Annotated in this window: 20 protein-coding genes; 7 read left to right on the top strand and 13 right to left on the bottom strand. The window is 53.9% G+C overall.

What is annotated here, in order from left to right; translation table 11 throughout:
• Nucleotides 1-883: 883 nt before the first annotated feature.
• The 8 genes from wecB to QP868_RS06175 form a co-directional block, all read right to left on the bottom strand.
• A complete protein-coding gene (gene wecB, locus QP868_RS06210) occupies nt 884-2,047 on the bottom strand; it encodes a non-hydrolyzing UDP-N-acetylglucosamine 2-epimerase (RefSeq protein WP_284925737.1) in 1,164 nt (387 codons plus the stop codon).
• 52 nt (nt 2,048-2,099) lie between these two features.
• On the bottom strand, nt 2,100-3,074 hold the full coding sequence (locus QP868_RS06205; RefSeq protein WP_284925736.1) for an ABC transporter ATP-binding protein: 975 nt from the start codon (nt 3,072-3,074) through the stop codon (nt 2,100-2,102).
• Entirely contained in the window at nt 3,055-3,930 is an 876-nt protein-coding gene (locus QP868_RS06200) for an ABC transporter permease (RefSeq protein ID WP_284925735.1), read from the bottom strand. Before QP868_RS06200 ends, QP868_RS06205 begins: the two co-directional genes overlap by 20 nt.
• Entirely contained in the window at nt 3,927-5,678 is a 1,752-nt protein-coding gene (locus QP868_RS06195; protein ID WP_284925734.1) for a glycosyltransferase family 4 protein, read from the bottom strand. Before QP868_RS06195 ends, QP868_RS06200 begins: the two co-directional genes overlap by 4 nt.
• Entirely contained in the window at nt 5,675-6,865 is a 1,191-nt protein-coding gene (locus tag QP868_RS06190; protein ID WP_284925733.1) for a glycosyltransferase family 4 protein, read from the bottom strand. Before QP868_RS06190 ends, QP868_RS06195 begins: the two co-directional genes overlap by 4 nt.
• 11 nt (nt 6,866-6,876) lie before the next feature.
• The gene (locus QP868_RS06185) at nt 6,877-7,701 is read right to left on the bottom strand and encodes an MraY family glycosyltransferase (protein WP_284925732.1); all 825 of its coding nucleotides are present in this window, start codon (nt 7,699-7,701) and stop codon (nt 6,877-6,879) included.
• 182 nt (nt 7,702-7,883) lie between these two features.
• The gene (locus QP868_RS06180; protein ID WP_284925731.1) at nt 7,884-9,887 is read right to left on the bottom strand and encodes a polysaccharide biosynthesis protein; all 2,004 of its coding nucleotides are present in this window, start codon (nt 9,885-9,887) and stop codon (nt 7,884-7,886) included.
• 33 nt (nt 9,888-9,920) lie between these two features.
• Entirely contained in the window at nt 9,921-10,793 is an 873-nt protein-coding gene (locus QP868_RS06175) for a DUF6270 domain-containing protein (protein WP_284925730.1), read from the bottom strand.
• A gap of 203 nt (nt 10,794-10,996) precedes the next feature.
• Between QP868_RS06175 and QP868_RS06170 the strand changes: the two genes are divergently transcribed.
• Nucleotides 10,997-12,757, top strand: a complete 1,761-nt coding sequence (locus QP868_RS06170; protein ID WP_284925729.1) for a glycosyltransferase family protein — start codon at nt 10,997-10,999, stop codon at nt 12,755-12,757.
• Nucleotides 12,758-12,785: 28 nt separating this feature from the next.
• A complete protein-coding gene (gene wecC, locus QP868_RS06165; RefSeq protein ID WP_284925728.1) occupies nt 12,786-14,051 on the top strand; it encodes a UDP-N-acetyl-D-mannosamine dehydrogenase in 1,266 nt (421 codons plus the stop codon).
• Nucleotides 14,052-14,111: 60 nt separating this feature from the next.
• Here the strand turns inward: wecC and QP868_RS06160 are convergent, their stop codons facing one another.
• On the bottom strand, nt 14,112-15,170 hold the full coding sequence (locus tag QP868_RS06160) for an LCP family protein (protein ID WP_284925727.1): 1,059 nt from the start codon (nt 15,168-15,170) through the stop codon (nt 14,112-14,114).
• Between the two features lie 113 nt (nt 15,171-15,283).
• On the opposite strand from QP868_RS06160, the gene QP868_RS06155 reads away from it, so the two are divergent.
• The 4 genes from QP868_RS06155 (at nt 15,284) to QP868_RS06140 (ending at nt 18,953) form a co-directional block, all read left to right on the top strand.
• On the top strand, nt 15,284-16,519 hold the full coding sequence (locus QP868_RS06155; protein WP_284925726.1) for an acetyl-CoA C-acetyltransferase: 1,236 nt from the start codon (nt 15,284-15,286) through the stop codon (nt 16,517-16,519).
• A gap of 130 nt (nt 16,520-16,649) precedes the next feature.
• Nucleotides 16,650-17,444, top strand: coding sequence for an electron transfer flavoprotein subunit beta/FixA family protein (locus QP868_RS06150; RefSeq protein WP_284925744.1), 795 nt, complete (start codon nt 16,650-16,652; stop codon nt 17,442-17,444).
• Between the two features lie 35 nt (nt 17,445-17,479).
• Nucleotides 17,480-18,430: an electron transfer flavoprotein subunit alpha/FixB family protein gene (locus QP868_RS06145; protein ID WP_284925725.1), complete on the top strand. Its 951-nt coding sequence runs from the start codon at nt 17,480-17,482 to the stop codon at nt 18,428-18,430.
• Between the two features lie 142 nt (nt 18,431-18,572).
• Nucleotides 18,573-18,953, top strand: coding sequence for a hypothetical protein (locus QP868_RS06140; protein ID WP_284925724.1), 381 nt, complete (start codon nt 18,573-18,575; stop codon nt 18,951-18,953).
• 49 nt (nt 18,954-19,002) lie between these two features.
• Here QP868_RS06140 and QP868_RS06135 read toward each other — a convergent pair whose 3' ends face one another.
• The 3 genes from QP868_RS06135 to QP868_RS06125 form a co-directional block, all read right to left on the bottom strand.
• A complete protein-coding gene (locus QP868_RS06135; protein WP_284925723.1) occupies nt 19,003-19,809 on the bottom strand; it encodes a phospholipase D-like domain-containing protein in 807 nt (268 codons plus the stop codon).
• Between the two features lie 109 nt (nt 19,810-19,918).
• On the bottom strand, nt 19,919-21,409 hold the full coding sequence (gene cls / locus QP868_RS06130; protein ID WP_350309982.1) for a cardiolipin synthase: 1,491 nt from the start codon (nt 21,407-21,409) through the stop codon (nt 19,919-19,921).
• Between the two features lie 62 nt (nt 21,410-21,471).
• Nucleotides 21,472-21,936 carry a MaoC family dehydratase gene (locus QP868_RS06125; RefSeq protein WP_284925722.1) on the bottom strand — a complete coding sequence of 155 codons (465 nt, stop codon included), beginning with the start codon at nt 21,934-21,936 and terminating at the stop codon, nt 21,472-21,474.
• A gap of 128 nt (nt 21,937-22,064) precedes the next feature.
• On the opposite strand from QP868_RS06125, the gene QP868_RS06120 reads away from it, so the two are divergent.
• Entirely contained in the window at nt 22,065-22,724 is a 660-nt protein-coding gene (locus QP868_RS06120; protein WP_284925721.1) for an NUDIX hydrolase, read from the top strand.
• Between the two features lie 42 nt (nt 22,725-22,766).
• Here the strand turns inward: QP868_RS06120 and QP868_RS06115 are convergent, their stop codons facing one another.
• On the bottom strand, nt 22,767-24,107 hold the full coding sequence (locus QP868_RS06115; protein ID WP_284925720.1) for a molybdopterin molybdotransferase MoeA: 1,341 nt from the start codon (nt 24,105-24,107) through the stop codon (nt 22,767-22,769).
• Nucleotides 24,108-24,120 lie beyond the last annotated feature (13 nt).

Genomic DNA, 24,120 nt, shown 5'->3' with positions numbered 1-24,120 from the left:
GCTTTACGCCTGTGAAGCAAGGAATGACGGCAATCATGACCAAGTTGTTGAGTGACTCATTCAATGCTGATGAGGAAATGTGAGCTGAAAACAGAGTACGTTGACCTATACGCTGCGGCAGCGCAATGGGTTCAGAATGCGGTTCGTCTAAATAGATGCTCCGACCGTGGAACTCTCACCACTAGAGTCGGTAACTTGAAGATCTCGACTAGGGTGCTGAAGTTTTAAGGACACATGTTCAAAGCGAGTACATCGAAGGGTTAGAGAAGGGAAACAAGCAGGTTACGATCTGCCACAGGATTTACCAGAACCATAGCGACAATCTCGAGTCCAAGTATCTCAATATCGCTGGTGAGGCTTATGGACCGTTACTAATAGAGCTCCGAGCGTCGCGTACTTCGCCTGTTCAATACTTGAGCAATCACCTCTGGGTCCTCTCTAGTTAGTGGCTTGCCACGGGACGGGCTGGAGCTCCGGTTCACTGCCTCCTGCATGTGTGCCACTTTCGCGTGTCTGTACCCAGACACATATGGATCACCGACTTCGGCACGTATCGATCAAAGCACACAGCGTTGCTGGTTGTACTATCCTCGCTAGTAACCCTTGAATAAGAGAGTAGCTTGATCGGATTCCTTGATAGCGACGCTCAACCGGCAACGTGCCACTAGCTTCGAATTAGGAAGGCATTTAGCGCTTCACAGTCTCCAGAAGAGGACAATCAAAACCGCCCTCAGGACACCGTGGCCGCACATTCTTATGGCGCCGACACCACCTATTACTCCGCCCCATTCGGCGAACCGCTTACGCCTCTTAGCGACAAAGAAGTCAGCGACTGTAAGAGCACGCAGAGGCAAGGAAACGCTCTCAACAAAATTGCAACGCTCTAAGCCTCAACCTTCCAAGCAAAATCGCGCGGGAGGTCAGATAAGCCAAACATATGTTTGATTGCTAATACTGACCGTTGAGCCGCTTTGCCGTCGCCGTACGGGTTCACAGCTTGTGCCATCCCGGCGTAATGCTCTTTATCATCCAACAGTTTAGTTACGGCATCGACAATTCGTCCACGGTCAGTCCCAATGAGGTCAACAGTACCCGCATCGACTGCCTCCGGTCGCTCGGTGTTCTCTCGCATTACCAATACAGGCTTCGCTAGGCTCGGCGCTTCTTCCTGGATTCCGCCCGAGTCAGTTAACACAATGTCAGACGCGTTAATCACGGTGGTAAACGCACCATAAGAAACCGGTTCTGTCACTAAAACATTTGGACAATGCATCACACGTGGAAGCACAGCTTCCCGAACAAGCGGATTCTTGTGCGCCGGAAACAAAAAGGTGACGTCCGGCCTACCTACTGCTAACTCCTTGAGAGCCTCCCCAATGTTCTCCATTGAACGTCCCAAGTTCTCACGACGGTGTGTTGTAACCAACACCTTTTGCCCAGTAGCCTCGAGGTAATCGCGAGTCAATTGGTCTTCAGGCTCCACCTTCATCTCCACGGCAAGCTGCAACGCGTCAATAACTGTATTACCGGTAACCGCGATGGCGTTCGAACTAATACCATCGTCAAGCAGGTTCTGCTTCGACCCTTCGGTTGGAGCAAGATGCAATGAGGCGATCTGACCGGTCAGCTTTCGATTCGCCTCTTCTGGGAAAGGGTTGAACAAATCACCTGAGCGCAGACCAGCTTCAAGGTGGATAACCGGGATTGATCGGTTAAACGCCGCAATTGCAGACGCCATCACCGTAGTCGTGTCCCCCTGCACCACAACCGCGTCGGGGGCCAAGTCGACCAGCGCTTTGTCGACGCCTTGGATCACTCGCGCCGTGATCTGGTTGAGCGACTGTCCTTTAGCCATGACGTCCAAATCACGGTCTGGGTGGATTCCAAAGAGCTCGTTCACTTGATCCAGCATTTCCCGATGTTGAGCTGTAACAAGCACCACCGATTCGAGTGTCGAGTCTGCTTCGATCGCTTTGATCAAAGGCGCCATTTTGATTGCTTCGGGACGGGTGCCATAAATAGACAAAATACGAGGCGACGAGCTCATAGAGAAGCAGACTCCTTATGAATACGGAATTTCACTCAAAGTTTATCAGTCATCAAGTGTGAAGATTTGAATGCCGTGGGCGTGCAATAAAACGACTGGCGTGGCGTGGGGCCACCTTGCGTAGCTTCGACAAGTCTTCAGTAATCTCGACCAATTGTTCTTGGCCTTGTTCACGCGCATCCGCAAGCAACATATTTGCGATGTCTGTTTTACCCTTAGCTTCGTTCCACGCCCACCACCGGTACGCTTCTGCGACGTCTTCAGCAGAGCCGTCACGAACAAACTCTCCTTTGTGGAGCCAAACTGCACGGGTACACATCTCTTGAATCGTTTTCGCCGCGTGACTCACAAGAAAAACTGTTCCCGCATCGTCCAGCATATTCTTGGTCGCTTCCTTGCTTCGCTCATAGAAGGTTGCGTCACCTGTCGACAGGGCTTCATCAATCAGCATGATTGAAGGCCGAGCTGCGACTGCAATTGCGAAACGCAGACGCGCGCCCATACCGGATGAGTACGTTCCCATTGGTCGCCGAATAGCTTCACCCAAGGCTGAAAGATCCACAATCTCGTCGACTCGTGATTCAGCTTCCTGCGGAGTCATCCCCATTGCAAGACAGCCAAGCCGAATGTTTGCCAGGCCAGAAAGGTGAGGATGAAGCGCAGCACTCACGCCCAAGAGCATCGGTTGCTTACTGGCTAAGATTCTACCCGTGTCCGGTTGTTCGACACCTGCTATTAGACGTAACAGTGTTGACTTTCCGGACCCGTTTGAGCCGACAACGCCTACGAACTCTCCCGATCTTGCTACAAAGTTTATGTTTGTAAGAGCTTGGACCTTCTCACGTTTGAACGACGACGCTAAGGCCCCGGCGATACCAGAACGCTGAGACGTAGCCCGCACACTGTAACTCATGCTGATATTCGACACAGCCACCGTGATATCTCCCGTATGAGCAGCAAGCTTTCCTGTGTCATTCCATGCGGTCCGGTCAGAAAGCACTACGTCGTCAATCTCTTGTGAGCCCATACGTTCTTTCCCCGTGGTAGAAAAACAAGAACCCAAATACAAAGAACAGCAGAGCCCAGCCCGTGCAGTTCAGCCACATCCATAGAGGAGTGTCAACACCATATAGAAGGCTGTCGCGCACCAGCATGAGATACCCGTACATCGGGTTGGCTTTCATGATTGCAGAGACAAACCCATGAGTGACGAATCTGTCAATCGAAAAGAACACCCCGGAGGCATAGAGCCAAAAACGCGTGAGGATTGAAATAAGGTGTGCGAGGTCAGGGATAATATGGCAAAGCCGTGCTACGACGAATCCGATCCCCAATGAAAACATCACCTGAAGTATGAAGGCGGGGATTATGTAAATCATGCGCCAAGTTAGGTTCTCCGATGGCGGCAGAGCCAAAATCATTAGTATCATAACGATGACGGATGGCACGAAATTCATAATCTCTCTGACTACAACCGCGATCGGAATTGATGCGCGAGGAAACGTAAAAGCCTTAATCATCGCCTGATTAGCTTTTATACAACTCGTACAGGTCGTTATGACTCGCGTTGTAAAACCAAAAAAGAAAACTCCAATAAGCAAGTAGCCCAGAAAGTTTTGGACACCGCGCGAGGTGTTTAAGATGATTCCAAAAATGACAAAAAACGTGATTGCACTCAGAATAGGCTGGATGACCATCCATGCGATTCCGAGATAGTCTCGCTGATTTCCTCCTATAACCTTGGCACGCGATTCAGCGATAATGAAGTGACGCCTGTGCCACAGCTGGCGAAAGTACGCGCTGAGCGGGACCCGAGCATTCACCTGGCCCAACGACCAAGCTGGAACCTGGATCGTTTCTAATTCACTTGATTTCGGTTTCATTTCACCTTGTCCAGTTCCAGATCGGGCGACAAAGTTTGGTACGTCGCTACGATATGCTCAACGCGCTTTGACCAGCTCGCCGACTTTTCCACCCATTCCCGACCCCGCGTAGAAAGCGCACGTCGCAAATCACCATCGTGTTGCAACTCCACGATCGCTTCCGCCCACGCCGAAGGGGCTCCGGGCTTAGCGGTCATTCTTGCCTCTGACGGCAATGCCTCTACCAATCCCGGTAGATCCGACATCAACACCGGGCGACCAAGTCCGGTAGCTTCAACAGGCTTCAAGGGTGTAACTAAGCGACACACCGGGTCGTCTCTGCGAGGAATGCAGTACAAATCTAACGCTTGAACAAGTTCATGCGCCAATGCTTGAGGCACTCGTCCTGGAAACACCGCGGGAACGTCGCGAAGTCGAGCTATCTCCTTGAGCGCGGGCAAGGCAATTCCGTCTCCCGCTAGAAGCAGGCGCACATCTTTTCCTTTTGAGCGCACAAGTGAAATTGCTTCAATGAGCGTGTCGAAACCTTCATAATCAACGATAGATGCAGCGGCGCCCACCCAAAAGCCCGCTCGGGGAATACCGAGAGTTTCACGCACTTCCTGAGGCGACCGCTTCATTTGAGCACTCAAAACGTTTTCACCAACACCGTTGGGAACGACACTTATACGTTCACTGGGTACACCTCGAGCCACCAATGACTCTGCCATAGTCGCGCCCAGGGTAACGACTCGATCCGCAGATTTTGCAACTTCTGTCTCTATCTGCCGAAACCGGATGTACTTCTCTGACTTAATTGCAGTGCCAAAGCCTTCTGGGTGAGCCGAAGCCCATGTATCTTCAAGTATCCCGCGAACTTCGTAAACCCAAGGAATGCCAAGCGTTTCAGCTGCTTTGCGAGCTACTAGACCATTCACAAAGTGAGTTGTTGTGTGCAGAATTTTCGCGTCAGTAGCTCTAAGAAACTCTAAAAGGTACGTCAGTTGCTGGTCCAGCCTGGCTGACGGGGTGCGTTCTAGTCGCGCCGGGAGGTGACGAGCATATTTGATCCCGTCGAATGTTTGCACAGGACTGGAACACCACTTCCCCACCAGCGATGGATACCCAGTTCGAGTCACAGCAGCAACTGATAAGCCGGCGTTTTGAACGCCTTTCAGTACTTCGTGGGAACGAATCGTATACCCTGACTGCGTATAAGGGAGGGAGTTGTTGAGCATATACGCGACATCGACTGAACGATCAATGCCAGTTGTTGCACCTACAGATTTGCGAACAGTTGGTGACCATGTTCCCGAATACAATTGCAGTTCCGAAGCTAGCCGTTTTTTTAGCTGACTTCCGTGCGGCGCACGCTCAACAGCTCTTGTCATATGGCCTGAGTACCACAGAGCTCTCGCCTCTATTTTGTGTCGACGTGAAGTGTTACGAACGCTTGTAGATAGGCGGATAGCAGATTTCGGTTGCCCCAAATGAAGAGCAAGCTCCCCAAGAACACCTGCTGACACTCCCCGTGGGTTTGACCTCTCAATGATGGTGATTGCTTCGCGGTTCTTTCCCAAACACCACGCGCCTATCGCCTGTGCCGTGTCAGCTGGAAGCTTACTCATAGTAGCGCCAACAATCCGCACGGTACGTCCCGGAAACCTGCGGACCACCTGCATCCCGAAAAAGACTGGGTCAGTAAGAACGTGGTCTGCCACCACTAAGGACAGACCAACAACCTGTTTCAACCCGAACGAGATACTCATTGCGTCACCTTGAACAGTACACGTTCTAGGCGTTTGCCTGCACTCTCCGGCGAAGCGTTCTCTGAAACCCACTTCTGAGTGTGGCCGATTTTGTTACCCAGTTCCTGCTTTTCAGCTAAGGCATTGAGCAACGCTTTTAACACTTGTGAATTACCGGGCGTTGAAATGTCACCTGCTTGGGAGTTCGCAACAATTGAAGCTGCCTCGCCACCCAATACCCCAGTGACATGCTTCCCTCGCGCCATGACTCCGTACAGTTTTGAAGGAACGGTCATCTCAAAGGCCTGCAAAGGCGCAAGCGTAACGAGACCCGAGTCGGCCCACTTCCAATGTTCTTCTAACTCTCCCCCAACTGTCTGTGGGTAGAAATGAACGTTGTCAATTCCTGTTGCTTGTTGTTTCAGCTGCTCCTTCGCAGCGCCGTCACCCACGACTCGTAGCGTCACCTGGGGAATATATCGTACTGCGTCGACAACGTGTTCAAGCCCTTGTGACCTCCCTACGGTCCCCACGTACAAAAGGTGAAGAGTGCCTTTCTGTTTTGCACGCGGGTGTGAAGGGTGCGGTTCAGCCACATTACGAATGAGGTGAACGTTGTTCAACCCACGGCCCTCGGACACCCGTTTGAATGCCTTGGTGGTAACGATTACCGCATCCGCTTCTTTTTTCGCGCGAATCAAAAGCTGCGGGATAATCTTTCGCTCCAAAACACTCGATACGCGTTTGGGTAACAAGCTCTTCGTAGCGCTGTCTACCAACTTAGTTTGCCAAATGAGGTCTGGCCACGCGTCACGGACTTCCGCAATGTGGGGCACCCTCAGAGTTCGTGATGCCACCACACCCGCAAAGAGCATAGGCAAACCAGGGGTCGTAGAAATGACAACGTCGGGTTTGTGCGTGCGCATATAGGTTGTCGCGAACACCTCTGCCAGACTAGAGATAGCTTGGTCCAGCATCTGCACTGCCATCGAGCCAGAGTACGGCACGTACGGCACACGCAAAATTTGTTCACCATGCGCACCGGGCTCCCATACCCACACTTTGTCCTGGGTAAACCGGCGTCCCAAAGGATAGTGAGGAACAGGAGCACACACCGCGACTTCATGTCCACGTTTTATGAGGAATTCCACCAGGTAGTTCCAGCGTTTTTGCGGGGCTCCTACCTCCGGCTGGTAGTAGTGCGTCATCAATAACACTCTCATGACTGCACTCGTTTCTGTCGCACAGTATTCACAATGTGCGGTAGCGCCGCGTACGCGATTGATACCAGTCCCCAGACCATAACTACAAGCAACCTACTGCCGGTGAACGTAACCAGACAACAAACTACGACAGCGACCGCAAAAACTGCGCCTACCGCTTCATGGCTTAAACCAGCTTGGTTGAGTCGCTGATAATAGTGCTTTCTATGGGGTTGAAAAATATTTTCGCCTGCGTAGACCCTTTTCACAAGGGTAACCAGCACATCAAAGAGCGGTATGACAAATGGCGCTGCGATCATCATGCGAGAGGCGCCACTAACCCACAAAAGCCAAAACAGCGCGATTGCTATGCCACCAATGGCGTAACTACCTACGTCGCCCAGGAACGCTTGTGCAGGGGACTTATTGATTGGAAGGAAGGCAACCGTAGCCCCAGCTAATGATGCTGCGACTACCGCTAACAAGGTCTGGCTTGTGCTAACTGAAATGACTGCGTACCACAGCCCGATCAGAGCGGCCCATCCCGTGATGAGAGTATTCACGCCATCCATAAAGTTAATTGCATTTACGGAAAGCACAACGGACGTGGCAATTGCGAATACAACAGACCAGCCCCATGGGGAAAGGAGGAACACGAGGAAACCGAAAAATAGCCCCAAGACGATCTGAAAGAACAAACGCGTCGTTGCAGAGAACGAATCCAGGTCATCAGCCAACCCAACTGCCCCGCACACAACAGCGGCGGCAAGTGCCATGCTTGCAACCACCCATCCGTGTCCCAATGGATCATCCAAGAGCGTATGCACCACAACGGAAGTCACACCGCCCACCAGGTACCCGGCTATCACTCCAATTCCGCCACCACGAACCACAGGGGTGTCGTGCGACGAGCGTGCAGTGGGATGGTCAAGGACTGAATGTCGTTGCAGAGCAGGTATTACAAGAAAGCGATTGACCGCATAACCCAGAACTAACGCGACCCCAAACCCAAGTAGGAGCGTCACTATTCGCCCTCACTCTGCTTAGCAATCAATTCTCCCAAAGGCAGTGGAGACGTTGATGGCTGTGACGGATTCAGTACATTCGTTTGCGTGTCAGACATGCATTCGCTCTGATGTATCAGTGACAAGAGTTGCGCGCGCAACTCGGCATCGCGCCGGTGACCTGCCAACCGCCCTGCGGCGACAATAGAACGAACGTGTTCTAACGAGATTTGAGAAATAGGCACCTGAGAAATCAGCGGGTGACCCGGTCTATCATCCAACTCTCCCGCAGCCAGCCTCACCTCTTCGGCTTTTTCCCCATCACGCAAGCCTGTGTAGACAATTTCGATGTCATCACGTCCGGATAAAGCGATGACGCGTTTAGCTAGGTCTTCAATGAGCACAGGTTCGCCCATATCCAGAACGAGAGTTTCGCCGGGGTTACCCAAGGCGCCAGCTTGCAGTACCAAGTCGCATGCTTCAGTGGCCGCCATAAAGTAGCGTTTGACTCCAGGAGCTGTCACTGTGACTGGCCCGCCTGCTTGCACTTGAGCAACAAATGTACCTAGAACAGAACCGCGTGAGCCAAGGACATTTCCAAACCGCACTGACATGTACCTTCGGCCGGTTTGGCGGGCTACCTCGGCGACTGCTCGTTCAGTTAGGTATTTTGACGCTCCGAGCACTGAGGACGGGTCAGCTGCCTTGTCAGTGGAAATGTGAACGAAATTTTCGACGTCGTTTTCAATCGCCGCGTCGAGAAGCGACATACTTGCACCGACGTTCGTCTTAACAGCCTCGTCAGGAAAACGTTCAAGAAACGTCAAGTGCTTCAAAGCCGCCGCGTGAAAAATAATGTCTGGTTTGACGTCTGCGACCATTGACCGGACGAAATGCCCGTCGCGTAGGTCGCCAAGAATCAAGTCGTCGCTTGTTAGAAGCGCTGACCCCTCAAGAATAAGTTGTGTCGAGTGAAGGCCACTTTCGTCACGGTCGGTCATCACCACTCGTTTTGGTGCGTATTTAACCAATTGCTTACACAAAACCGATCCGATTGATCCACCAGCTCCCGTTACAAGGACCGTCTTGCCAGTTAAGTAGTCAGCGATTTCGTCAACGTTCGTATTGATCGGCTGACGCCCAACTAGGTCATCGAACTCAATGCTTCGGAAAAACCCGGGACGCGACACTACAGGGCTGATCTGGTTCATAGTCTGTCGCCGTTGGTCTTCTGCACGTAGATGCGGCAGGACACGCAGATCAACTTCTCTGGCACTTGTCTCTTTGACAATGCTGTCGACTTTGTCCGAAGGCAAAGAGTTCGACGCCAAAACGACCAGATCGGGCTTTATATCATCGAGCAACTCGGATAGCGCAGTAAGTGGCCCTAGAACGCGCACGCCTTCAATGCGTAGATGACGTTTTGCCCTGTCGTCGTCAAGGAAACCCACCGCCACAAACTCTTCGCGAGGGTCTTCGGCAATCATTCGATACGCGGTGCGGCCGTGTACTCCTGCTCCGATGATGAGTGCTTTTTTTGCGCGACTGTTCTGAATGCGACGCCGTTGTGTCCACGCAGTATCGAGCCACGACAGCGTCCCGATTGCAACAATCGTGAGCGCCCCAGCTGTCAGTGGCACGCTGAGCGGAATCTCTCGTTGGAACCATGGAAGCAAAAAGGCTAAGTAGAGGAGGCCTGTAACGATTGCGGTCAATGAACCGATTGCCATCAGTTCATCACCAGAAGCTTTCCAAAATCGGCCGCGGTAGACGGTTAAAGGGCCGATGAGAACAAAGAATATGAACCCACACGTTGCAACAATAAGAATATGCGTGTAGTTAGGTGAAGTGACACTGAAGTCATATCGGACCATCGCGGCAACCCACACTGCCACCGCATACACGAAGCCGTCGCGAAGAGCTCGGACAATTGCCTGCTTGGTGGTACGAAGAGACCTCGCAGGGAAATTTGTCCCAGTTGGCTCGGGTTGGCTGGGGGAAGCTATGGCTTGGTCCTTACTCACAAATAAATGAAACTTGCGAAACCAGTATAGTTCTCAACCCCTAGCTATTCGCCGAAGCTCGTCGACGAGAGATTCGTACGTCTGCGCATCATAGTGATACGGGGCCGCCCCCCACTTATGGTCGCGTGCACTTCTGACTTCCTCGGGCCCTCTTCGAATCACAAAATCCGTCAGTGTGCTCGCAAACTCGAAGTAGCGTGCAAACGAGCAATTAGCTTCGGCTACACGCTGGTGGCGCGCGTCTACATCAGGCATAGTCCTATCAAGTAGGTCATTAGCTACGCTCCAGATCGCCCGCCCCGAAACTAAGCTGGTTCGCACATTCGCCCAGTTTCGTTTTGCTGTTCGTGCGAGCCTGCCCACCTTTCTTCGGTTGTGTGACGACCAACGTTCATCATCGAACGTATCCGCCCAGGCGACATCCATGAGAACCGTTGGCACTTCCACGGCTTTGAGATCAGCCATGTTTAATGCAAAGCCGGTTGTCCAGAGTTCGAAGTGCTCATCTGACCCAAATTCGATGAGCCGGTAGTTCCTTCGCCGGGCTATCTCGTCGATCCCGATTTTAAACGCTTCGATCGAGTTTGTGAGGAAACGTCCTTCCTGGTCGACCCACACGCCACGACGCTCGTCAACAAGGTCGATCATAATAAGATCTAAATTTCCGCTCGTCAATCTGTTCATTGCGTCCGCGCGGGCGTCTCCTCGGTACAATCTTCGCTGGAACTCAGATTCGAGCACGGACGCCTCTGGCGCGTAGTCACGCATTGGGTTCAACCGGCATATAGAGGACTGTCGAGCTACGTATACGCGAGGGTCACATTCCGCCCAGTATTCACACGTATCGCGAGAAACGCAAGATCCGAAGATCCCAACAGTTATGTGATTCTCTTCATTTGAACTCATATCACCATCTCGCACAGTCATCGTCTTCACTTGGTCACACAATAGCCGCTTATGGCACATCAATGTGTGAAGATAGGGGGAGCTAGGCCATTAGGGGGGAAATCGTGTCCAAAATCCACATGCTCCGAAAAGCACTGTGGCACCTTCGTCAGGGCGGGGTAAGCCAACTACAAGAATGGTCTAGACGGTCTAAGACTGAGAAGTTGAATCGGGTTGGACTCCGTAACAGAGATAGATTTGAGTATTACCCAGCTGAACCGCTTGAGCGACCAAAACGGTTCCCTGACCTCAACGTGGGCGTCATCCTTGACGACTTTTCGTTCCAAGCCTTCGCGCCAGAGTGGAACCAGTTTGAGCTTACGCGAAACTGGAACAGCCAGTTAGACAGCCTCGACCTCGTTTTTATCGAATCTGCGTGGAACGGCAACCATGGGAAGTGGCAATACCAACTCACGGGTGAAAGTGGTGTCAAGGACGACTTCAAGAATCTGCTCGCAGATTGCCGAAACCGCGGTATCCCTACCGTTTTCTGGAACAAAGAAGACCCCCCACACTTTGAGGACTTCATCGAAGCTGCCTCACTATTCGACTACGTATTTACGAGTGACTCCCGCCTTATTCCCGAGTACACGAAACGCCTGGGCCATGAGCGAGTCGGCACTCTCATGTTTGCGGCCCAACCCTCCATCCACAACCCTGTTCGCCCTGCCGGGGAACGGATAGCAGACGGTGTAGCGTTTGCAGGAATGTACTTTGCGCATAAATTTCCTGAGCGACGCAAACAGATGGAATGGCTCCTTCCTGCAGCAAAAAGAGCCGCGGAAAAAACGCGTGAGCGATTCGCAATCTTCTCGCGCCAACTGGGCAAAGACCCCAAGTACCAGTTTCCTTCCCCCATAGATGCTTCGGTAGTGGGTTCACTGCCCTATGACGAAATGCTCACAGCGTATAAAGACTTTAAGGTGTTCCTTAACGTTAACTCTGTTGTGGATTCGCCCAGCATGTGTGCAAGACGAATCTTTGAACTCACCGCTTGTGGAACTTCTGTAGTCACCGCTTCGAGCGAAGCGACAAGACAGACGTTCCCCCCGAACGAGATCTTCCAACCTGCTCATGAAGAAGAGGCTTTTCACACGACTCGGGCTCTTTTGCGATCCCACGAGCTACGTGACCGCTCCGTCCACCTTGCTCAGCGACGCGTGTGGGAGAACCACACATACGCTCGCCGGGCCACAGACATCGTGCGTGCAGCAGGAGTTTCGACATCCGACACACTGCAACACAAGGTATCCGTACTAGCGTCAACGAATCGCCCTGGGCAGCTGTCACATCTTTTCTCACAGGTCGGAAAGCAAACCGTCAACCCCGAGTTGGTCCTGATTACACACGGCTTTACGCCTTCGCCCGAACAAATCGACGAGTTAGCACAGTCCAATGGGATCGCCGAGGTCGTACACAGGGTTGCGGACACAGACCTTACGTTGGGCGAATGCTTGAACGCGGCAATTGACCTGGCCACCGGCACCGTTCTCGCAAAAATGGATGACGACGATCTGTACGGCGAACACTACCTAGAGGATGCCCTTCACGCACTTATGTACTCCGGTGCAGACATAGTTGGAAAATACGCTCACTACCTTCATTTAAGAAAAGAAAAAGTCACTATCCTTCAATCCGCCGAGAAAGAGCACAAATTCACCAATCTTGTAATGGGGGCTACTATGGTTGGCTCACGCGACACTTTTGATACTCTTCGTTTTGCGAAACGTGCGTCCGGCGAAGACACTGACTTCCAGACTCGACTTCTAGCTAAAGGGGGCAAAATTTATTCGGCGGATAGGTTCAACTTCGTTCAAATGCGAAACGAATCTCACGCTCACACTTGGAGCGTATCCTCAGCTGAGCTCCTAGGAAGCGGAGTCGTTCATAGCTACGGTTTACCTAGCGACCATTATTTTTTCTAGAACCAATCACCAGTAGTGAGGAAAAACCATGACAGAAGGCGCGGAAACGTCACAGCCAACCGTAGCCGTTATTGGCCTAGGCTATATTGGCCTACCAACCGCCGCTGCACTTGCCAACGGTGGCGCCAAAGTAACCGGCGTTGATGTCAAACAATCCACCGTTGACGCAGTGAATCGTGCTGAACTTCCGTTTGTAGAAAAAGGCATGCAGGAAGTTTTGACGAAGGCAGTTACGAGCGGCAACCTCACAGCTAGCCTGGAGACACCAGCAGCGCAGAACTACATCGTGGCCGTACCCACCCCATTTAAGGGTGACCACGAACCTAACCTCGCCTACATTGAGGACGCTGCGTCGAAAATTGCTCCTCAGCTCAAGGGCGATGAGCTAGTCATCCTCGAATCCACGTCTCCTCCCGGTGCCACTGAGCGCATGGCTCAAGTCATCCTGGACGCCCGCCCTGACCTGACCATGGAACCTGGCCAGGACAACTCTGTCTACTTCGCGCACTGCCCAGAACGTGTCCTTCCCGGCCGAATCGTAGAAGAACTTCGCACGAACGACCGCATTGTCGGATCTCTCAACGGCGACGCTGGTGAACGCGCCCGCGACCTCTACACACTTTTCTGCGAGGGCGAGTTCCTCATGACTGACGCCAAAACTGCAGAATTGTCCAAACTCGTGGAAAACTCATACCGCGACGTCAACATTGCGTTTGCCAACGAATTGTCGGTCATCGCCTCAGACCTCGGAATCGACGTCTGGGAACTCATTGAGCTGGCAAACCACCACCCCCGCGTCAACATTCTGCAGCCCGGCCCAGGTGTTGGTGGCCACTGTATTGCTGTTGACCCCTGGTTCATCGTGTCGTCTGCGCCAGAAACGGCCCGCATTGTTCGTGCCGCTCGAGAAATCAACGACGCTAAACCAGAGTTCGTTCTCAACCAGGTCATTCCGCAGGCAGAAAAATTCACCGCCCCCAAGGTCGCTGTTCTGGGTCTTGCATTTAAGCCCAACATTGACGACCTGCGCGAAAGCCCGGCAATGCTTATTACTGAGCAGCTTGCCCAGCGCCTGCCACAGGCTCAGATTCTGGCAGTCGAACCGAACATCAAAGAACTGCCCGCCAAGCTTGCAGACTTCGAAAACGTGCAGCTGACCGAGCTCAACGATGCTATCCGTGACGCCGACATTGTGCTTTTGCTTGTTGACCACAATGAGATCAAGGCAGTAGACCCATCAACGGTCAACGCCGGTTTCATCTACGACACCCGCGGGGCGTGGCGCACCAAGTAACCTCTTCAAACAAAATGCCGGGGCTAGTCCAAAGTGAACTAGCCCCGGCTTTTTGCCTAACTACCAGGAACCGTTTTTGGCGGTTTCAGCAAACTGTGCGACCTCACCGTTGGCGTACGCCTCTTGCATGCGCTTCTGTTCTTGTTCATCCACCACAATGATCGAAGCTTTTCCGGCACGCCCCGGCCCCTTGTTAGGTGCTGTAAAGAAGTGCATGTCACTAGCTTTAAGCCTACGCATTCCAAGACCCATCTTCACCATCTTGTCGGATGAAAGACCGTCGTCAACCGTCACGTACGGCGAAAACTCTTTCACAATGTTGGAGATCTTCCCCGGGTCTGAAAGCGTATTGCCTGACAGGGTTTTGCGCATGACACCTTTCAAGAATTCCTGCTGGTGACGCATACGTGTGTAGTCACCGTCGGCGAAGTTCTTACGCGCACGCACAAAGTCAAGTGCCCGCTTTCCTTCAACAGTGTTCATGCCGGCCTCAAAGTCTGACCCGTTTGACGAAAATGCTTCTTCGGATTTCACTTCAACACCGCCCAGCGCTGTGCTCAGACCCTGAAAACCTTCAAAGTCGATGATGGCAACGTGGTGGATTGGCGCGCCGATGAAGTCACTGAACGTTTTTGTTGCCAGCGGCAACCCACCGTATGACATCGCAGCGTTGATCTTTGCCTTTCCGTGGCCCTCAATGTCCACCCACGAGTCACGTGGAACCGACATCACGTAGATACCGGAATTATCAGCGGGGATGTGCGCAATCAGAATCGTGTCAGACCGGAACCCACGAGCACTCGTGTAATCCACATCTGACTTTCTAGCGTCAGATCCCAGAAGCAAAATGTTGGTGCCTTTTCCCTCTTTTTTAGAGTCCGGGGGCGGGGAGTTTCCGAACACCTTGCTCGCCTCGATCTTCTGTGACCCCTTGTCCCACAGCGACCTAACGTACAAGAAGTAGCCACCAATCGCAGCAATTCCAAGAAGAACTAGAACGACAAGGCCAGAAATAACCCACTTTCCAGCGGTCATTTTCTTCTTTTTTGCCCGAGGCCGTCGTTCTTGAGACGCCTCATTAATTTCGGGACTGTCATCGAAAATATCTGAGTGTGACACTGAAGCTCCGCACTGTCGTAAAAAGACCTAACGCATATTGTACGAGGTTCATACGTTCAAACCCGAACGCGAATGCACAGTCTAGGAATCACCCATGTAATTAGACTGGCTCTATGACTAACGACGTTGTTATTTGCTCTCCTCTACGTACACCCGTGGGCGGATTCGGCGGCCAATTCGCTTCACTCACGGCACCACAGTTAGGAACCCAACTACTCGAAGGACTGATTTCTACGAGTGACATCGACCCTGAACGCATTGACGACGTGATTCTTGGGCACGGCTATCCCACCATGGAGGCCCCAGCTATTGGACGCGTTGTTGCACTCGACGCTGGTTTGCCGATTCGCGCAGCCGGAAGACAAGTCGACCGACGATGCGCCTCAGGGCTACAGGCAATCTTGGACGCTGCCGGGCAGATTGCGACAGGAGGCGCTTCGCTGGTGGTTGCTGGTGGCGTCGAGTCGATGTCTGGCGCCGGGTTTTTTGTTGACGGCATTCGGTGGGGCTCGGTCAACGGCACCGTCGAGATGAAAGACTCACTTCAACGCGGCAGGGTAACGGCAGGTGGTAAGAACCATGTCATTCCCGGCGGAATGATTGAAACCGCTGAGAACCTACGCCGAAAGTACGCCATTTCACGTGAAGAACAGGATCTACTTGCGGTCGAGTCACACAATCGTGCCACCCGAGCACAACAGGCAGGCCACTTCAACGACGAAATTGTTCCCGTAACTGTGCCTGGAACCCGCAAAACTCCAGAACACCGCGTGCACACTGATGAGCACATCCGCCCTGACTCCACACTTGAAAAACTCGCCAAGCTCTCCCCCATCCTGCAGCGAACTGATGCGGATGCAACCGTGACGGCGGGCAACGCTTCTGGACAAAGCGACGGCGCTGCCATGTGCATTGTGACAACCATGCGAGAAGCTGAACGCAACGGCCTCACGCCTCTTGTGCGACTGGTGAGCTGGGGCGTCAGTGGGGTCGCACCAGAAACGATGGGAACTGGGCCAGTTCCGGCCACCGAGCTTGCGCTCAATCGCGCGGAGCTCTCACTGTCTGACATGGATCTCATCGAACTCAACGAAGCATTCGCAGCTCAAGTCTTGGCTGTCACACGCGAGTGGGGATTTCCCGCGTTTTCAGAAGCGACCTCGGCGTTTGACCGCCTCAACGTCAACGGTTCCGGGATTTCCTTAGGACACCCCATAGGAGCGACAGGGGCGCGCATCCTGACAACCCTCACCTACGAAATGCACCGAAGGGAAGCCCGCTACGGCTTAGAAACAATGTGCGTAGGCGGAGGACAAGGACTCGCAGCAATCGTCGAGCGCATCGCATAACGTCCGCTCACGTCGCCCATAGTCTGACAGTTCACTCAATAAAACATTCAGTTAGCACTGACTAACTGAACTGTTGTTACAGTGAATGTACGACCACTCGGCCATTGGGCCAGGAAGGATGACTGCTGATATGCGGATTGTCACTTTTGTTAAGTACGTCCCGGACGCAGCTGGCGACCGGACTTTCAACGATGACAACACAGTAGATCGCGAAAGCGACGGAATTCTTTCCGAGCTTGACGAATACGCGGTAGAAGAAGCTCTCAAGATCAAAGAAGCTGTAGGCGATGCTGAAGTTATCGCACTCACAGTTGGACCCGAAGACGCAGAAGACGCTGTGCGCAAAGCACTCCAGATGGGTGCCGATGCAGGCGTTCACGTTGACGACGAAGACATCGAAGGCACATGTGCAGTAGGAACCGCGAAGGTTCTGGCTGCAGCGATCAAGGCATACGAAGAGGAAGAAGAGGAACAGGTTGACCTCATCCTCACTGGCCTTTCCTCCACCGACGGTGGCATGAGCGTTATGCCAACCATGGTTGCTGAACTGCTGGGACGCCCAGCAGCAACTCAGGCCTCGGAAGTCACTGTTGAAGGAAGCACCGTTCGCATTCGTCGCGACGGTGACACATCCAGCCAGTTCATTGAAGTGAGCCTGCCTGCCGTTGTGAGCGTGACCGACCAGATCAACGAACCTCGCTACCCATCCTTCAAGGGCATCATGGCGGCTAAGAAGAAGCCAATTGACTACTACGACCTTGAAGACATTGAACTCGACGAAGCTGAAGTTGGGTTCGACGGTGCGACCACCCAGGTGGTCAACATTGCCGAACGTCCTCCACGCACCGCTGGTGAAATTGTCACCGATGAGGGCGAAGGTGGAAACCAGCTCGTTGAGTGGCTCGCTTCCAAGAAGCTCGTTTAATCAATCCGTCCAACTAACACAAAGGGAATCGAAACATGTCTGAAGTTCTCGTTCTTGTAGACCACGTGGACGGCAACGTACAAAAGTCCACATTTGAACTCCTCGCAATTGCCCAGCAGTCTGGCGAACCTGTAGCTGTGTTCGTTGGGTCTGACGACCAGGCGCAGAACGCTGCAACATCCTTGGGCCAGTACGGTGCAACGAAGGTTCTTGTTGCTAGCGACCCTGCACTTAACGAATACCTTGTTGCTCCTAAGGCTGAACTGCTCGCACAACTCATTTCTGAGCGCCAGCCTGCAGGTGTCCTGGTTTCCTCGACCGCAGAAGGCAAGGAAATTGCTGGCCGCACCGCAATCAAGTCTGGATCCGGTGTCATCACTGACGCTGTAGAAGTTGAAGCTGACTTCACCGCTACCCAGTCGGTATTCGCTGGCGCCTACACCATCACCGGTAAGGTCACCAAGGGCACCCCGATTGTTGCCGTGAAGCCAAACTCGGTATCACCGGTTGAAGCTGGCGCACAGGCAGCTGTTGAAGCTGTTAACTTCACCGCAAGCGACGCGGCAAAGACTGCACGCATTGTCTCGGTTGAAGAAAAGCCGTCTTCAGGTCGCCCAAACCTCACGGAAGCACCGATTGTTGTTTCCGGTGGACGCGGTACCGGTGGAGACTTTGGCCCAGTCGAAGCTCTTGCGGACTCGCTCGGCGCTGCCGTCGGTGCGTCACGTGCCGCAGTTGACGCTGGCTGGTACCCACACTCAAGCCAGGTTGGTCAGACCGGTAAGGTCGTTTCGCCTCAGCTGTATGTTGCTGCTGGTATTTCCGGCGCGATCCAGCACCGTGCTGGCATGCAGACCTCGAAGAACATTGTTGCTGTCAACAAGGATGCAGAAGCTCCTATCTTTGAGCTCGCAGACTACGGTGTTGTTGGCGACTTGTTCAACGTCCTGCCGCAGGCAACTGAAGCGATTAACGCACGTAAGTAACGCCTGAACACTGAAGAGGGGTGTGGTCGCCAACTGGTGGCCACACCCCTCCTTTTATGAGAAGTTCACGCGAAATGTTCACTTACACTCGCCACCTGACATAATGAAACTGGTCGCCAAAGCTAAAATTTAGGAGCTTCACATGAAGAAACGACTTGTCCTTCTTGCCGGAATTGGTATCGGATTTGTCCTGGGTTCGCGCGCCGGACGCCAGAGCTACGAAAACCTCAAGCGCCAGGCAACAAACCTGTGGAACGACCCTAAGGTCCAGGACGGTATCGACACTGCACGCGAGCAGATCGAAGAAAAGGCTCCTGTTGTTGCACAGGCAGTCAAAGACAAAGCACCAGTTGTTGTAGACAAGGTGAAGGAAGCCGCAGACACTGGTGTTGCTAAGGCGAAGGAAGCCACCAACGATGTGAAGGCGAAGGTCGAAAACGACCCCAAGGCCGACGTTCCTGACGACGTCGTTTCCGACCCGGCTACTCCTATGGACGAAGAAGGTCCAGCACCTACGAAGTAAGTGCTTAGTGAAAGGGGCGGGTGATCCACGATCCCCCGCCCTTTCGCCTTCACAACAACGACGACGTTAAGCGACACACGTTCTCTAGATACTTCTGCTTCAGCGAACGCTTACGCCACTGCTCGATGTTGAGCTCTTTCACCACCGGCACGTACGCTTCTTCTTCCAAGTCATACAGCGACGACGTCACACCTTCATCAACAATGAGCAGGCTGATCTCCATATTCATGGCAAACGACCGTTCGTCCATGTTCGATGACCCAATCACCGTGACGTTGTCATCGATCAGGATGAATTCTTCTTCCTGCCTGTTTTTGCGGATGATGGGCTCATGATGAGCGCATCTGTTACGTAAGTGGTAAGCCACATCAACCTCATCTTTAAAGTCGGACAAGGAAGGAACGGAAATACTCGACCGCGAACTCTGTGTGCCAGCGGTGGGCGTGGCTATTAGAGTTTTACGAACTAACGGCCAGATTGTCGATGAATAATTGCTGGTAAAAAGGTACGCCCAGAAATCAAAACTCAATTCCGCAATAACCTGCCCCGAGGATGGCATCTTGTCTTTAGTCGCCCCTACGCGCTTTAGTGCCTTCGCAACAGCGCGCTTAGCCTCCCGGGTAAAAGGGATCGCTGAATTGTTGTACCAATGCTCTCCATATCGTGGAGAAACAGCTTTATCAACGCAGTTACGCAAAAGTACTTCAACGTGTTGGATGTCTTCCAAGAAACACTTGGTTACACGTGTGTTCCACACATAGAGAGCTTCAGGATCTGGGTGGAAGTTGTACGCACTCATCCGCTCTGATGAGAACCATGTTTCAAGGTTACTTGCGCCAGTTGAATCGGGCATCATACGTACTAGTGTTACACTAATTGTGAAAGCCCCGGAGCGATCCCTGCGTTTTAGACGTACATCACCGGGGTTACTGATTTCCCGCGATGTACCTCCCAACCTGCGCCTCTTACAACAACGACGACGTTAAGCGGCACACATTCTCTAGATACTTCTGCTTCAGCGAACGCTTACGCCACTGCTCGATATTGAGCTCTTTCACCACCGGCACGTACGCTTCTTCTTCCAAGTCATACAGCGACGACGTCACACCTTCATCAACAATGAGCAGGCTGATCTCCATGTTCATGGCAAACGACCGCTCGTCCATGTTCGATGACCCAATCACCGTGACGTTGTCATCGATCAGGATGAACTTCGAGTGCAGGATCGTGGGCTTGGGGTAAAGGAAGATCTTCACCCCGTTCTCCATCAGCTCTTCATAAAACGACTCTTGCGCATACTGCAAAACAGCGTGGTTTCCCTGCTCAGACACGTAAATCCGAACATCAACCCCAGAATGCGCTTCCGTCGTCAACGCCTGCTTCAGCGACTCATTCGGCACAAAATACGGAGTCACAATCACAACGCGCCTGTTCGCGTTATACACCAAGTGATTAAACAGCCTCAGGTTGTTTTCTAACGGAAAACCCGGCCCTGAGGGCACCGCTTGCGCCATGATTCCACCCTCGTTCGGGACCTCCATGGTCAGTTGCAACTCGTCAGAAATGATGTCACCGGTTTCTGAGTACCAGTCAGTCGCGAACACGGCGTCTAGCTCGTTAACCACCGGGCCCGTGCACCTAATGGCCAAGTCTTTCCACTCAAAGCCTTTCTTCACATTCGCACGCTTGTTGTACGTCTTATCAATCGCATTGAGCGAACCAGTGAACCCAACCTCACCGTCGATCACCACAATTTTGCGGTGATTCCGCAAATCAGGACGCTGATACTCTAACCGCCACGGCCGCACCGGCAGACTCCGCCGCCAGTCAATAGGTGAGTTATCCATGAGCTTCACGAGCTCTTTGTAGCCTGGGTATCCCACGCAACCAATGTGGTCCACCAGCACACGCACGTGCACCCCACGCTCCGCGGCTTCCTTCAAAGCGTCAAAGAACGGGGCGGTAGTCGAGTCGTAGGCGGCGATATAAAACTCCACGTGCACGAACTTCTTAGCCTGCTCAACCTCTTTAGCCATCAAACGGATAGCTTCGTGGTTATCCGGCAACAAGCTAAAAGAGTTCCCGTGCGTCATGGGAAGTGCACCCAAAGAGTAATTCAATTGCGCCGAGGTGCGAAGTGGTTCCGATAGGTGTTCGGATTTGCCCAAAATGGCTTGGGCGCCAGTCTGAGCTTTGATTAAGTCGTTAATTGTTTGCTGGTCTTTTCGGCGTTTTGCCGGCAACTTTGAACTACCAAAGATCAAAAACGCAATAATCCCCACATACGGGATGAAGAAAATGGCTAACAACCATCCCAGCCCCACAGCTGGTTTGCGCCTGTACGGAACCCACCCCAGGGCAATGAGCCGAATCAGAATATCTGGGATGATCAGCAGCGTGACTAGCCATGCTGGCCAGTCGAGTTCAAACAGTTGAGTTGCCCACAAATCCACCATTCCAATTTAGCGCACGTGCGAAAACTCAAGTCCCCGCACGTGCGCCTGTGAGGAATAGCTGGTTAAGCCTCAACCATGAGTGTGACGGTCTGTGCGATGCAGGCTGGCTTGTCAGAACCTTCGATTTCGACAGTGTGGTTCATGACTACCTGCACGCCGGATGACTTGCGGTTCACCTCGGCCACTTCCACAACGTCACGCACGCGCGAACCCACGGGAACAGGTTGCGGGAAACGCACCTTGTTGAGTCCGTAGTTGATCATCATCTTCATTCCGGTGATGGTGAAAATCTCAGGGCTCAGACCAGCAATCAGGCTCAGGGTCAGATAGCCGTGCGCAATGGTGGAACCGAACGGCCCTTCCTTGGCTCGTTCTTCATCGATGTGAATCCACTGGTGGTCGTTGGTTGCGTCTGCGAACTGAGAAACACGTTCCTGAGTAATTTCAAACCATTCACCGGTCCCTACTTGCTGACCGACCAAAGCTTCGAGTTCTTCAACACCATTGATTACGCGGGGCTCTGCCATTGCTTCTCCTTCGAAACGACTGTTTAACCAAAAATATGGGGTGTGACCACCAAACTTATCGTACGTTCAAGTGCTTCAGATCACAATCACCAGGTACAGTAAGGGGCAGTGCGTCAGAGAGGAGCATCATGGCTGATCACACACCCGCAAACCCGCCAAGCGACTTCGACCCACTACAGGTGCCCATCCGCAAAGCCGTGAGTGTCCTCATGGTCCGCAACAACCCGCACCTCGAACTCTTCATCCAACACCGTGTGACCACCATCGACTTTGCCGCCGGCATGGTCGTCTACCCCGGCGGCCGCGTAGACGAGGCCGACTACCACTCCCCCATCACCGCCTCGGCCTCTCACGCCCAAAAATGGGCCCGCACCTGGGCCACAGACACACCCACCATCAACGCGCTCCTCACCGCCGCCGTACGCGAAACCCGCGAAGAAACCGGCGCCACCCTCGACCCCTCAGCACTGCACCCCTGGGCCAACTGGACCACCCCACCGGGCCCCAAACGCCGCTTCGACACGTACTTCTATGTCGCCGATGCCCACAACCTCGCCGCCCAACACCAAACCACAGAAGCCACCAACTCCGAATGGGCACCCGCCCACACACTGCTAGCCGACTACAACGCCCACCGCCTCGACATGATGCGCCCCACCCTGCACCTGCTCAACGAAATCATCGAACTGGGTACCGTCGACGCGATCCTCGACGCGGCCGCCCAACGCAACATCGACCCCGTACGACCCACCACCGCCGACGCAAAAGACCTAGGCAAGGCCAGGTAGTCGTGGCGCCTTATCAGGGCGTGGCTTAACGGTCAGGGCGCCTCACACGGGCAACGGCAAGCACACCAACGCGTCCCCGGCTCCCGCGCCTTCCGGTGGGATGACCACCAACCCGCGCGCCTGCGCCAGTCCGCGCAACATGTTTGAACCCCGCTTGTCACACAGCTCCCAGCGGTTCGTGTTCGCTCCCGTGCCCGAGGTGTCCCGCGGTTGTGTGCTTTGCTGCCTACCTTCTCCCGCCGAGGTTTCTACCGGCTTGGCGGGCATCACTCGCCACGCGGATCCCGCACCAGAGCGGCCCTGGCCGGGGTCGAAATCGTGGGCCAGAATCACAGTTCCGGGCTGTTCGACGCTACGGCCCAAGGCACCTCGGATTACGTGGGTAAGCACGAGCCGCAACGCCACCATCGCTGCCAATGGGTTACCCGGCAGGCCCACATGCACCACCCCCGAATGTTCCATGAGAAACGTGGGGTGACCGGGGCGCATGTTGAGTTCAGGGAACAGGACGTAGCCATCCCCACCTTCAACCCGCCTCAGCGCAGCACGCCTGACCTCATCGACCCGCGAATGCCCAGTTCCACCCGTGGACACCACAACGTCACACTGGCCCACCAACTGATCCAAGGCCGCTACAGTTTCCGCCTCACCGTCGCCGATCCGCACACTGGCAACAACCTCGGCACCCAACATGCGCACATACGCAGGCAACTGCGGGCCAAACGCATCACGCACGAACCCGGGCTGGGGCAGGCCGGAGGCGACGACCTCGGTGCCGGTCAACAACAACCCCACCCGTGGCCGAGCACGCACCGGCAACGCGTCATGCCCCGCCACCGCTGCGAACGCCACCTGAGCAGGCGTGAGCACTTCCCCGGCACGGGCGACCAAGTCTCCTGCGAGGGCTTCGCGACCGGCTCGGCGGATGTTTCGGCCAGGTTCCAGATCGCGTTGTGGCATCCCTGGCGCTAAGGAAATCCGCTCAGCGCCAGCCCCGCCACCAGCCTCACTAGCCCCACCGACACCAGCATCAACCTGCACCCACTCTTGCCGCACCACCGAGGTGGCTTCCGAAGGTACCAGCGACCCCGTCGCCACCGGCCACGCATTCTCCCCCACGATCCACGGCCCCGGGCCGCGCACCGCAAACCCATCCATGGCCGAGGAATCATAATGCGGCACATCCCTCACCACGTACACGTCCTGGGCAAGCACCTGACCGACGCACTCGGCCAACGGGCGCGTGACCTGCGGGGCGGGCAGGCGAGCGCCACTTTCGTACGCGATCCGCATGGCGTCCAGTGGATTCGGCGCCTGGGCGGGGTCTGCTCCCGGCCCCGAGGCTCCCACCTGCCCGCTTTGTGATGTACCGTTTTCGACCATAGGGCCAGCGTAT

The organism is Brevibacterium sp. UMB1308A (genome assembly GCF_030230605.1).
Classification (GTDB): Bacteria; Actinomycetota; Actinomycetes; order Actinomycetales; family Brevibacteriaceae; genus Brevibacterium.
This window is presented reverse-complemented; position numbering and strand designations above follow the sequence as displayed.

Excerpts from the sequence above, each read along its gene's own strand:
- wecB (WP_284925737.1), bottom strand. The coding sequence starts at position 2,047 with ATGAGCTCGTCGCCTCGTATTTTGTCTATTTATGGCACCCGTCCCGAA.
- QP868_RS06205 (WP_284925736.1), bottom strand. The coding sequence starts at position 3,074 with ATGGGCTCACAAGAGATTGACGACGTAGTGCTTTCTGACCGGACCGCA.
- QP868_RS06200 (WP_284925735.1), bottom strand. The coding sequence starts at position 3,930 with ATGAAACCGAAATCAAGTGAATTAGAAACGATCCAGGTTCCAGCTTGG.
- QP868_RS06195 (WP_284925734.1), bottom strand. The coding sequence starts at position 5,678 with ATGAGTATCTCGTTCGGGTTGAAACAGGTTGTTGGTCTGTCCTTAGTG.
- QP868_RS06190 (WP_284925733.1), bottom strand. The coding sequence starts at position 6,865 with ATGACGCACTACTACCAGCCGGAGGTAGGAGCCCCGCAAAAACGCTGG.
- QP868_RS06175 (WP_284925730.1), bottom strand. The coding sequence starts at position 10,793 with ATGAGTTCAAATGAAGAGAATCACATAACTGTTGGGATCTTCGGATCT.
- wecC (WP_284925728.1), top strand. The coding sequence starts at position 12,786 with ATGACAGAAGGCGCGGAAACGTCACAGCCAACCGTAGCCGTTATTGGC.
- QP868_RS06155 (WP_284925726.1), top strand. The coding sequence starts at position 15,284 with ATGACTAACGACGTTGTTATTTGCTCTCCTCTACGTACACCCGTGGGC.
- QP868_RS06150 (WP_284925744.1), top strand. The coding sequence starts at position 16,650 with ATGCGGATTGTCACTTTTGTTAAGTACGTCCCGGACGCAGCTGGCGAC.
- QP868_RS06145 (WP_284925725.1), top strand. The coding sequence starts at position 17,480 with ATGTCTGAAGTTCTCGTTCTTGTAGACCACGTGGACGGCAACGTACAA.
- QP868_RS06140 (WP_284925724.1), top strand. The coding sequence starts at position 18,573 with ATGAAGAAACGACTTGTCCTTCTTGCCGGAATTGGTATCGGATTTGTC.
- QP868_RS06135 (WP_284925723.1), bottom strand. The coding sequence starts at position 19,809 with ATGATGCCCGATTCAACTGGCGCAAGTAACCTTGAAACATGGTTCTCA.
- cls (WP_350309982.1), bottom strand. The coding sequence starts at position 21,409 with ATGGTGGATTTGTGGGCAACTCAACTGTTTGAACTCGACTGGCCAGCA.
- QP868_RS06125 (WP_284925722.1), bottom strand. The coding sequence starts at position 21,936 with ATGGCAGAGCCCCGCGTAATCAATGGTGTTGAAGAACTCGAAGCTTTG.
- QP868_RS06120 (WP_284925721.1), top strand. The coding sequence starts at position 22,065 with ATGGCTGATCACACACCCGCAAACCCGCCAAGCGACTTCGACCCACTA.
- QP868_RS06115 (WP_284925720.1), bottom strand. The coding sequence starts at position 24,107 with ATGGTCGAAAACGGTACATCACAAAGCGGGCAGGTGGGAGCCTCGGGG.